The sequence below is a fragment of the Tenacibaculum sp. TC6 genome, assembly GCF_050606265.1.
Lineage (GTDB): Bacteria > Bacteroidota > Bacteroidia > Flavobacteriales > Flavobacteriaceae > Polaribacter.
Genome location: NZ_JBOCUK010000013.1, coordinates 1 through 11,985 on the forward strand (window position 1 = coordinate 1; position 11,985 = coordinate 11,985).

At 31.3% G+C, this 11,985-nt stretch carries 11 protein-coding genes; 3 read left to right on the forward strand and 8 right to left on the reverse strand.

Annotated elements, in window-relative coordinates:
• The 3 genes from ACQY1Q_RS08945 to ACQY1Q_RS08955 all read left to right on the forward strand — a co-directional run.
• Window positions 1–2,547 (forward strand): gliding motility-associated C-terminal domain-containing protein (locus ACQY1Q_RS08945; RefSeq protein WP_431004964.1); only part of this gene is annotated, 2,547 nt, incomplete at its 5' end.
• Window positions 2,548–2,578: 31 nt separating this feature from the next.
• A complete protein-coding gene (locus ACQY1Q_RS08950; protein WP_431004965.1) occupies window positions 2,579–3,502 on the forward strand; it encodes a PorP/SprF family type IX secretion system membrane protein in 924 nt (307 codons plus the stop codon).
• Window positions 3,503–3,516: 14 nt separating this feature from the next.
• Window positions 3,517–5,661: an OmpA family protein gene (locus tag ACQY1Q_RS08955; protein WP_431004966.1), complete on the forward strand. Its 2,145-nt coding sequence runs from the start codon at window positions 3,517–3,519 to the stop codon at window positions 5,659–5,661.
• Window positions 5,662–5,739: 78 nt separating this feature from the next.
• On the opposite strand, the gene ACQY1Q_RS08960 is transcribed toward ACQY1Q_RS08955, so the two are convergent.
• The 8 genes from ACQY1Q_RS08960 to ACQY1Q_RS08995 all read right to left on the reverse strand — a co-directional run bounded on the left by ACQY1Q_RS08960 (window position 5,740) and on the right by ACQY1Q_RS08995 (window position 11,978).
• On the reverse strand, window positions 5,740–5,937 hold the full coding sequence (locus ACQY1Q_RS08960; protein ID WP_431004967.1) for a hypothetical protein: 198 nt from the start codon (window positions 5,935–5,937) through the stop codon (window positions 5,740–5,742).
• 114 nt (window positions 5,938–6,051) lie between these two features.
• Window positions 6,052–6,318 (reverse strand): hypothetical protein, encoded by a 267-nt coding sequence (locus tag ACQY1Q_RS08965; protein WP_431004968.1) that lies wholly within the window; start codon window positions 6,316–6,318, stop codon window positions 6,052–6,054.
• 93 nt (window positions 6,319–6,411) lie between these two features.
• Complete coding sequence (locus ACQY1Q_RS08970; protein ID WP_431004969.1) at window positions 6,412–7,104, reverse strand: HAD family hydrolase; 693 nt, start codon at window positions 7,102–7,104, stop codon at window positions 6,412–6,414.
• The gene (gene kdsB / locus ACQY1Q_RS08975) at window positions 7,097–7,837 is read right to left on the reverse strand and encodes a 3-deoxy-manno-octulosonate cytidylyltransferase (protein ID WP_431004970.1); all 741 of its coding nucleotides are present in this window, start codon (window positions 7,835–7,837) and stop codon (window positions 7,097–7,099) included. The genes ACQY1Q_RS08970 and kdsB overlap by 8 nt, the downstream gene beginning before the upstream one ends.
• A 140-nt stretch (window positions 7,838–7,977) precedes the next feature.
• Window positions 7,978–9,102, reverse strand: a complete 1,125-nt coding sequence (locus ACQY1Q_RS08980) for an energy transducer TonB (protein WP_431004971.1) — start codon at window positions 9,100–9,102, stop codon at window positions 7,978–7,980.
• Between the two features lie 328 nt (window positions 9,103–9,430).
• Window positions 9,431–10,123, reverse strand: coding sequence for an energy transducer TonB (locus ACQY1Q_RS08985; RefSeq protein ID WP_431004972.1), 693 nt, complete (start codon window positions 10,121–10,123; stop codon window positions 9,431–9,433).
• A gap of 61 nt (window positions 10,124–10,184) precedes the next feature.
• Window positions 10,185–10,856, reverse strand: coding sequence for a TonB family protein (locus ACQY1Q_RS08990; protein WP_431004973.1), 672 nt, complete (start codon window positions 10,854–10,856; stop codon window positions 10,185–10,187).
• 192 nt (window positions 10,857–11,048) lie between these two features.
• Window positions 11,049–11,978, reverse strand: a complete 930-nt coding sequence (locus tag ACQY1Q_RS08995; RefSeq protein ID WP_431004974.1) for a peptidylprolyl isomerase — start codon at window positions 11,976–11,978, stop codon at window positions 11,049–11,051.
• Window positions 11,979–11,985 lie beyond the last annotated feature (7 nt).

Sequence of the window (11,985 nt, forward strand, 5' to 3'; positions counted from 1 at the left end):
AATGGCGATGGTACTTGGACATTAACCATTCCAACCGGAAATGAAATCCCGGAAGGAACGTATGATGTAACAGTAGAAGCAACCGATGCAGCGGGTAACACAAGTTCAGATATCACGACAGATGAATTAGTGATTGGAATAGATACAGATGGAGATGGCATTATAGATTCAATAGATGTAGACGATGATAATGATGGTATTTCAGATGTGGTAGAAGGAACAGGGGATACTGATGGTGATGGTATTCCGGATTATTTAGATTTAGATAGCGATAATGATGGAATTCTAGATGTAGATGAAGGAGGTAATGGCGCATTAGATACTAACGGAGACGGAGTTATTGATTCAAATGATACAGGATTCTTAGATGCAAATGGAGATGGAATGGCAGATGGTGTGGTAGATGCACCGGATACTGATGGAGATAGTGTTCCAGATTATTTAGATCTAGACAGTGATAATGATGGAATAAACGATGTTATAGAAGATGACAATGTAGATGCTAATAATGATGGAATGGTAGATGGAACTGATGCAGATGGCGATGGTATTTTAAGTGGAGCAGATGCAGATGATACTATTTTTGGAGAAGGAAATGGAGGAGAACCTGATAACACAGATACTGATGGTGATGGTGTTCCTAATTACTTAGATCTTGATAGTGACGATGATGGAGTAAATGACGTTATTGAAGGAGGAAATGAGGATTTAGATGGTAATGGATTAATTGATGGCCCTGATACAGATGGAGATGGTATTTTAGATGAAGTGGATCAAGACATCAATAATTTTGGTGATGCTGGAAATACAGATGTTAATGATACTGATCCTACAGATCCGAATAGTGGAGGTAATGGAGTTGCATCAGATAGTGGAACAGATAGTGATGGGGATGGAATCGCAGATAGCGAAGATGGATTAGATGGATTTGGAGATAGTGGTCTTGATACTGATGGTGATGGTGTTCCAGATTATTTAGATGTAGATGATGATAATGATGGTATTCCGGATGTAGTAGAAGGAACAGGAGATACTGATGGCGATGGAGTTCCAGACTATTTAGATTTAGATAGTGATAATGATGGAATTTTAGATGTAGACGAAGGAGGTAACGGAGCATTAGATACCAATGGAGATGGAGTCATTGATGCAAATGATACAGGATATTCAGATACCAATGGAGATGGAATGGCAGATGCGGCTGTAGATACAGATGAAGAACCAGATACGGATGGAGATGGAGTTCCAGATTATAAAGATCTAGATAGTGATAATGACGGAATCAATGATGTCATAGAAGATGGTAACGTAGATGCTAACAATGATGGAATGGTAGATGGAACTGATGCTGATGGTGACGGTATTTTGGATAGTGTAGATGGAGATGATACTGTTTTTGGAGAAGGAACCGGAGGTGATTCAGATAATGTTGATAGTGATGGCGATGGAGTTCCAAACTATTTAGATGTAGATAGTGATAATGATGGTATTCCAGATTCGGTTGAAGGAACTGAAGATACTGATGGAGATGGTATTCCTAACTACTTAGATTTAGATAGTGATAATGATGGAATTTTAGATGTAGATGAAGGAGGTAATGGAGCATTAGATACAAACGGAGACGGAGTTATCGATTCAAATGATACAGGATATTCAGATACTGATGGAGATGGAATGGCAGATGCAGCAGTAGATACAGATGAGGATCCTGACACAGACGGCGATGGAGTTCCAAACTATTTAGATTTAGATAGTGATAATGATGGAATCAATGATGTCATAGAAGATGGTAATGTAGATGCTAATAATGATGGAATGGTAGACGGTACCGATGCAGATGGCGATGGTATTTTAAGTGGTGCAGATGCTGATGATACTGTTTTTGGAGAAGGAGCAGGTGGAGAACCAGATAATACAGACAGTGACAGTGATGGCATTCCAAACTACTTAGATCTTGATAGTGACGATGATGGAGTAAATGACGTTATTGAAGGAGGAAATGAGGATTTAGATGGTAATGGATTAATTGATGGCCCTGATACAGATGGAGATGGTATTTTAGATGAAGTAGATCAAGACATTGATAATTTTGGCGATGCAGGAAATACAGATGTTAATGATACAGACCCTACAGATCCGAATAGTGGAGGAAACGGAGTAGCATCAGATAGTGGAACAGATAGTGATGGTGATGGAATTCCAGATAGCGAAGATGGATTAGACGGATTTGGAGATTGGATCGATTTAGATACTTGTGTAGTTGTTTATAATGAGTTTAGTCCTAATGGCGATGGAGTAAACGATTATTTAAGAATCGATTGTATTGAGAACTTCCCGAACAACTCTATTGAAATTTTCAACAGATGGGGTAATACAGTATTCAAGAAAAGAGGATATAACAACAAAGATGTTATATTTAGAGGAATATCTGAAGGAAGAGTAAATATAAATGCTGATAGTAAGTTACCGGTAGGAACATATTTCTATATATTAGACTTAGGAAACGGACAGCCTGTTAGAAAAGGTTGGGTATATATTAATAGATAAGAATAACCGGAATTATTAAGAAATAGAAAAAATGAGATTATTTTCAAGATTAATTTGTTTGCTAGGTATTTGTTTAATAACAAATACCTACGCACAACAAGACCCTCAGTTTACTCAATATATGTTTAATACAATGAGTGTAAACCCAGCTTATGCTGGATCAAGAGGCCATGCAGTTATTACCGCTTTAGGGAGAACGCAATGGGTAGGTTTTGAAGGCGCACCAGACACTCAAAACCTTAGTTACGATTCACCTATAGGTTATTCAGGATTGGGATTAGGTTTAAATTTAGTGAACGATAAAATAGGTCCGTCACATGAGATTTATTTTGATGCAAACTTATCATATACCATTGAAACAGGAGATGAAGGAAACTTAGCTTTCGGTTTAAGGTTGGGAGGTCGTGTATTAAATATCGATTGGACAAAGGGAAAAACTATTGAAGATGAAACACTATTTCAAAATAATATAAATGGAAAGTTTCTACCAACGGTAGGAGCAGGAATATACTACCACGAATATCAATGGTATATAGGTTTGTCTGTACCTAACTTTTTAAGAACAGAACACTATGATCAGAAATTAGATAACGTTACACAAACAGCTATTGAAAGAATGCATTTCTTTTTAATAACAGGGTATGTATTTGATTTAAACGAAAACATCAAATTTAAACCGGCAATGTTATTAAAAGGAGTTTCAGGAGCTCCGTTGTCTCTTGATATTTCAGCAAACTTCTTATTTAATGAAAAATTCAGAGCAGGATTAGCATGGAGATGGGATGATTCAATAAGTGCATTATTAGGGTTTCAAGCAACTGATTCACTATTAATTGGATACGCTTATGACTTAACCACATCTAATTATAATGTGACTAATTCAGGAACTCATGAAATCATGCTTAGATATGAAATATTTAAAGAATTAAAATATAGATCACCAAGATTCTTCTAAAAACACAAAAATTAATGAAATTACGAAGGGGGATATTATTAATATGCACAATTATAGGGTTTGTTAATGTAAAAGCTCAAAGCAGGAGAGTAGCTGACAGATATTTTGATGAGTTTTCTTATGTTCAATCTGCAGAATTATATAAAGCGTTAGTTGTTACTAAAGGAGATAGTACAAAGCACGTATTAAGCCGTTTGGCCGACTCCTATTACAATAATGCAAACATAGAAGAAGCTTTAACATGGTATAGTTTATTAGTAAAAAAGTACAAAAATGAGGTTTCTGATAAATATCTCTTTAGGTATGCACAAGTACTAAGAAGTAATGGAAATTACAAAAAATCAGATTCTATATTTTTAGAATTATCTAAAAAGGATGGAAAAAATAATAGAGAAGTTGAATTAAAAAACGTTGATTATCTATTAGACTATTCTAATACAGAAGGAAAAAGAATTGGAGTTAGAAATTTGGCAATAAATACACCGTTTTCTGATTATGGAGGTTTTATTTTAGATGGTAATGCTTATTTTTCCTCTTCAGCTCCTAAAGAAGATGATAAAAAGCAAAGAATTTATAAATGGAATAATCAACCATTTTTAAATATATACAAAGCCAAAGAAAGTATAGAATATCTTGAAGAAAATGTAAAAGATACAGTATTAGTATTGTATGATAAACAAATCTTACCCTATCCAATTACTACTGAATATCATGAAGGAAAACCGATATTTACTAAAGATGGTAAAACCATTTATTTTACCAGAAATAACTTTGATGGAAAAAGAGTAAATAAGGATAAAAAAAGATCTGTAAATCTTAAAATTTATAAAGCATCTTTTATCAATGGAGTATGGGTAAATGTTAAAGAATTACCTTTTAATAGTGATGAATATTCAGTTGGCCACCCGGCATTAAGTCCAGATGAAAAAACATTATATTTTGTATCTAACAAACCTGGAGGTTATGGAGGCTCTGATATCTATAAAGTTGAAATAAAAGAGAATGGAGAGTATGGAGAACCAATGAACCTTGGAGAACAAATTAATACTTCAGATAATGAAAGATTTCCTTTTATAGGTAATGATAATACCCTTTATTTTTCTTCTGACGGGCACTTAGGTTTAGGCTTACTTGATATTTTTCAAACAAAAATGGTAAACGATTCTATATACTCAAAAGTAACTAATTTAGGAACTCCTTTTAACAGTAATAGAGATGATTTTGCTTTTTTTATAGACGAGGAAGGTAAAAAAGGTTTTTTCTCTTCAAATAGAGAAAAAGGGAAAGGAGATGATGATATCTATAGTTTTTACATTTATCAAGACATATGTCAAAAACAAATATCCGGAACTATAGTCGATACTAAACAAGGAGAGGAAATACCTGATGCAGTATTAAAGCTAATTAATGAGAATGGTGAAATTATTGAAGAAACTATTTCAGATAGTTATGGAAAATATAGTTTTAGTAAAGTTCCCTGTGATTTGAAGTTTATAATAGCTGCAAGTAAATTTGACCATAGATCAGATCAAACAACTATTGAAACTAAAGGTAAAACTGACGATATAATAAAGGTAAACCTAAAATTAACACCACTAATTATTGGAGATCAAATAGTAATTAATCCGATTTATTTTGATTTTAATCAATCCATTATTAGAGATGATGCTGAATATGAGTTAGAGAATATTATAACAGTTATGAAGAATCACCCGGAAATTGTTATAAAAATCGAATCTCATACAGATAGCAGAGGAAATGATGCCTACAATAAAAAATTATCAGATGCTAGAGCCAAAGCCACTCGAGATTACATAATTTCTAGGGGAATAGATAAAAGTAGAATTGAGAGCGCCATAGGTTATGGAGAAGAGAAATTGTTAAATAACTGTAACAATGCTAATCAAAATAAATGTACTGAAGAAGAACATCAGGTTAACAGAAGATCTTATTTTTATATTGTAAGAGGAAGTGAATTTATAAAAGTAAAGCAACAAGCTGAAAAAATTAAAGTTAGAAAAAGACTAAGTCAAAGAAATAGCTATTTGTTGTTTTTGAGAAATAACTTTAAACAAGATAATAAGACAAATAGTAAAAATAATAAGTGTACTATAGAAAAGAACTGTGATGATGAATTAAAAGAATTGAAAAAGAATTAATATTCTACTCACATAACAATACAAAAAACGCCGAATATTTTTAATATTCGGCATTTTTTTTAGTTTTTATTTTATTTTTTATTTCTTAACTAAAGCCATACAAACGTAAAGCTCAGGCTTATTGGCAGTGAATTCTCTAAGCCAAATCGTTAATTCCTTTATTTCGTGCGGAAGTAACCTAGTTAAGGCTTTCTCTAATTCCTTACAAAATAATTCAGAGTTAAAACTAACTTTTTTAAGTATAGTTTTAGTGTAATCGTACATAGCTCTTGCCATATTTAGGGGATTTAAGTTATAAAATTTCAATGGTAATTTACAAAAAAAAAACGTGTATATAATGTTAAAGTTCAGCAAAAAAAAACCGATTTTTTAAAAATCGGTTTTAGTAGTTTATAAGTTATTCACTTTTTCAATTAAGCTTTTAGCTTTACTTTCAAGTTCTTGGCTAATAGCTTTGTAGTGGCTTTTCTTATTTTCAATATCTTTAGCATGTACCTTATCTAACAACTCATCAAATGTAGTAATGGCTTCATTAATGATAGCTTCAGATTTAGAGGCATCTTCTTTAGGGTTTAATAATTCCCATACATAACATTCTTCAATAATATCACCTAAGGTATAATTAATATCTTTCTTTAAGTTTTTTATACTTGCCATAATTATAAATTTGTGCAAATTTAGTTGTTTTTCTTTTGAAAAAGAAAACAAAAGATTAAAATTAGTGTTTACTTAAAATAGTAAGTCTAAGTATTATAGGAAGTTTAATACCTCCTGAATTTTACTTATAGTTTTATAACTAGAATTAGGAAGGTCTTGTTTTACTTCTTCATATTGCCAAGTAGTATGAAAAGGAATATGAATTGCAGAAGCGCCTATGTTTATTAAAGGTAGCACATCTGATTTTAATGAATTTCCAATCATTAAAAACTCATGAGCTTTTATGTCTAAATGAGTTATTAACTTTTTATAATCGCACTCCTTTTTTTCACTCATAACTTCTATATGATGAAAATATTTTATAAGCCCGGATTTTTCTAACTTTTTTTCTTGATCCAATAAATCACCTTTGGTAGCAACAATTAATTTATAGTTTCCTTTTAAAGCCTCAAGAACTGAAATTACACCATCTAATATAATAACTGGTTTATCAAGCATTCTTTTGCCAATATTTAAAATATCTGTTATAATAGTTTGATGTACTTGGTTATTTGAAATTTCTAAGGCACATTCAATCATTGATAAAACAAAACCTTTAATTCCATAGCCGTAAATAGCAAGGTTTTTAATTTCTTTTTTAAATAACTCTTGATGAATCTTATTTTCGGTTTCATAGTTTGATAATAAGGAAGCAAACTCATTTTCTGCTTCTCTAAAATAAGTTTCATTTACCCACAAAGTATCATCTGCATCAAAAGCAATTACTTTAATTGTATTTTTATTCATGTTCTTTTTGTAAAAATAAAATAGCTTTTTCTAAATCTTCAGGAGTATCAATACCAATACTTTCAATATCAGTTTCAATCATCTTAATTTTTTTCCCTACTTCAAGATACCTAATACATTCAATTTTTTCTGATTTTTCAAGTGGAGTCATAGGAGTATTATAGAAATCTAATAAAGCAGATTTTCTAAAGGCATAAACACCTTTATGTTTATAATAAGTAGTAGAATAATCAAGATCTCTTTTATACGGTATAACACTTCTGGAAAAGTATAAAGCAAAGCCAAAAGAATCAGTAATCACCTTTACGTTATTAGGATTATTAATTTCTAATTCATCATGCATTGCCACCTTTAAAGACGCTAAATCTACTGTATTTGTTGAATCATCTTTAAATGTTTGTATTAATTTTTTTAAAGAAATAGTATCAATGAATGGTTCATCACCCTGAACATTAATTACAATATCAGCTTCAATATTTTCAACCGCTTCTGCTATTCTATCTGATCCGCAATCATGTTCTTTTTTACTCATTATAACTTTACCGTTATTATCTTGAATAACGTTTTGTATTATTTGAGAATCAGTAACAACATAAACCTCTTCGAAAAGATTTGAATTAACAGCAGCCTCATAAGTTCTAACTATTACAGGTTTTCCTGCCAAATCTTTCATTAATTTTCCGGGGAACCGAGTAGCATTATATCTAGCAGGAATCATTGCTATAATTTTCATAAGCTAATAAGTATTTAATAAAAACGTACCAAAGATACTGTTTATTCAGTAATTGGTATTAATATGTTATAGTGAAGTGAGAACGTAAAATAAAAAAAGCCTGAACAAAGTTCAGGCTTTTTGCTTTATGATTATATATGTTAATCGTTTAATCTAAAGTTGATAGGTAAGGTATATTCAACATCAGCAGCTTTACCATCTTGCTTACCAGGAATAAAGTCAGGTAATTTAGATACCATTCTCTTAGCTTCTAATTCTAATAATTCACCACCTTTAGGACCTCTCATTTTTACATTTCTAACTTTACCTTGTTTGTTGATAATGAAAGTAACCCAAACTTTTCCTTCTATATTGTCTTTTGCAGCAGCAGAAGGGTAGTGGAAGTTTCTTTGAATATGGCTAATCATTCTCTCATTAAAACAGTTTAGCTTTTCTACATCAGAAGCACTTGAACATGCTTTAAATTGAGGAATAGATTGAACTTTGTTAAATTTGATTGCATTTGTAATAACTTCTTCTTTTACTGATGGAACAGTAGTTCTAACAGTTCTTTTTGGTGCTGAAGAAGTACTCGATTTCTTATTAGATCCAGGAACTTTGAAAGTAATAGGAATTCCGTATTTTACTTTTACAACTTTACCGTTGTGTTTACCAGGAACAAATTTTGGTAATTCAGATATTAATCTTTCAGCTTCGCTCTCAAGTAATTCTCCACCTTGAGGCCCGCGTAATCTGATATCTTCTACATCACCTAATTCATTAATAGTAAATTGAGCTAATACTCTTCCCTCAATACCTTTGTCGATTGCTTCTTGCGGATATTTGAAATTTTGTACAATGTATTTTGACATTTGCTCATCAAAACACTTAGCTTGTTTAATTAGAGGCTCATTTTCACATTTAGAAAATAATGGAATTTCTTCTACTAAGTTAAATGGAATTTTTTCTAAGATTTCACCTGAATCTTCTAATTCTAATTTACCAACAAGTAGTGTAGTCTTTTTTACATCGGCAACTTGATGAGAATTACCTGTTGTACCTAAAGATACAGCTGCTTTATTTTTACGCACTACACGTCTTCTAGTAGAAACTTCTATTGAAACTTGCTTTTTAGCAGTACCATCAACATCTTTCACCTCTTCTACAGCACACTTAGTGATACTGTTAGGATCCGCAATACTCTCATCTGGAGTAGCACACTGTTCTTGAGCCGTTATTAAAGTTGTAAATAACATGGCTAAAACTAACAAGGGGAATCTCATCATAATCTTGCTTAATTTAGGGGTTAATAATTTGATTAACATTGTAAACGTAATAAAACTAATTTTAAAATCAAAAAAAAATAATGGTTATTTTAACTGAATTAGAAAAAAATAATCATCCTAATATAATAATCAATTAAAATCAACGTTTTAAAACGTTCCTTCATTTTATTAGACGCAAATGTATATAAAAAGTTACAAACTGAACAACTTTTTTTTCTGATAATTAGGTGGTTATGTTTTTGTGGTGTTAAAAAAGTTCCTATAATCCTTGATGAATTAAGGCTTTTTAGCATTTTTATAATAGTTAATAACTTTAATAAAATTGCTGTTAAATGTTTTTTGGAAGTTTAAATATGATAGGAAGAGCATATTTAACCAGCACTTTTTCACCATTATGGGTCCCAGGGATAAATTTAGGAAGCCTGGAAATTAATTTTTCTGCTTCTTCTTCTAAAATCTCAGTGTTTTCAGGTCCTTTTTTCTTTATATCAATAACATTACCTTCTTTATCAATGGTGAATTGTATCAGTATTTTACCTTCTATTTTTTTACTTAAAGCTTCTTTTGGATACGTAAAATTATTTGTTATATGCCTTGCCATTTGTTTTTCAAAACATTCAGTTTGCTTTAATAGAGGTGTGTTTTCACATTTATCAAACAAAGGAATTTGATCTACAAGGTAAAAAGGAATTTTTTTTAGAGGAGCAAGTTTGTCTGTTGCTTCTTTTACTTGGTTGATAGTTTCTTCAGCATCTTCATAATCTTCATTGGCTTCGATAGATGCATCAATATTTTTTATTTTTTTAGATGTTAAAGAAGAGCTTTTAGCAACCTTTTTTCTTTTTATTCTTGTTCTTACTTGTTTTTCTTCTAACTTATTTAAAGTTTCTTCAACATCTTTTATTGTACATTTAGTAATTGAGTTGGCATCAACAATTTCTTCAGTAGTACACGTTTCTTGAGTATAAGCAGTAAAAAAAAAAAATAAAAAAGCGACTGTTAGTGATAGGGGGTGTCTCATTACAGAAATTTAAAGGGTTATTTTAAGGAGCGCTAATTTACAAATTTTATCATTTTTTATGTTATTCTAATGTTAAGTTAATAGGGAAAACGTAGGTAACATTTACGGGTAAACTATTTACTTTACCTGGATTAATATTAGGTAGTTTAGAGAATACATTATTAACTTCATTATTTAAATTTTCACTCTTTTTTGAGCTTAAAACTTCAATGTTTTCAACTTTACCTTCAATAGAAATATCAAACTTTATAATTACTTTCCCTGAAATTTCATCTTCAGCTATGGCTTCCGGGTTAAAGTTGTTTGTAAAATGAGTTTGAATTTTATTTCTAAAACATTTACTATTTTCTGTTTTATTTTTATCAGAGCAAGTTGAAAATAAAGGAACTTCATCAACTAAATCAAACAAAATAGTTTTTACTTTCAGTTTATTACTATTATGATTAATTTTTGAGTTTGTAGTTAAGGTGGTTTTTAAATCAGTACTCAAGCTTAAGTTTGAATTAATATCTTGAGGATTTGTTTTAAATCGGTTTGTTATTCGTTTTCTTGAGGTAGGAGTGTTTTTTATAATTTTCCTTGAAGGAACTTTTATTTCAGCTTGTACTTCACATTTACTAATTGATAGGCTATTAGGATCAATAATATCTTCTTTAGGAGCATTACACGTTTCTTGACCAAAAGAGTTTAAAGTGAGACAAAGAGCGAATATAAATACAGTAATTGTTTTCATTATTTAGTGGGGTTTAACTACCTAACAAAAATCTTTTTTTTTTCTCTGTAAGCCCTTAATATAATATCATAAATCTATTAACTAATGTTCTTTTTAATGTTATGAACGTTAACTAAAAGTAAAGAGGTTTATAAAATAAAAAAGAGCCTAAAAAGGCTCTTTTTTATTTGGTGATTGACATTCAGTATTTTATTATTTTACGTTCATTAATTCAACATCAAAAATTAATGTAGCGTTTGGAGGAATTACTCCGCCTGCACCTCTTTCTCCGTAAGCTAAGTGAGCAGGAATTACTAAACGAGCTTTATCTCCTACTTGTAATAATTGAATTCCTTCATCCCATCCGGAAATTACTTGGCCTACACCTAAAGCAAAATCGATAGGTTGTTTTCTTTTATATGAAGAATCAAAAACGGTTCCGTCTAATAATTGACCTTTATAGTGTACAGAAACCGTCGCCCCTTTGCTTGCCTTTTTACCATCTCCTTTTTGTAAAATTGTATAACGTAATCCACTAGGCGTTTCATCATAACCGGCAGCAATTTGATCCATAATTTCTTTTTGACGAGCTTTTTCAGCAGCTTCACGTTTTTCACGTTCACCTTCAAAGGTTCTGAAAGCCTCAACAGCATTCCAGTTTTGAGCTTCATCACCCACACGAATTATTTCTACTTGCATTTCATCTTCTTGCTCAACAGCATCTACAACTTCTTGCCCTTCAACAACACTTCCAAAAACAGTATGCTTACCATCTAACCAAGGAGTAGGAACATGAGTAATAAAAAATTGAGAACCATTAGTTCCCGGACCAGCATTAGCCATAGAAAGTTTTCCTGGTACATCGTGTTTTAAATCAGGATGAATTTCATCATCAAATTTATATCCCGGACTTCCTGTACCTGTTCCTAAAGGACATCCTCCTTGGATCATAAAATCAGGAATTACACGGTGAAATTTTAATCCGTTATAATAAGGAGTTCCTTGTGGTTTTGCTGAGTTTTCTAAATTACCTTCTGCTAAAGCAACAAAGTTACCAACAGTTCCGGGTGTTTTTTGATATTCTAAGTTCACTAAAATTTCTCCTTTTGGAGTAGTGAATTTTGCATAAATTCCGTTATTCATCTTTTAA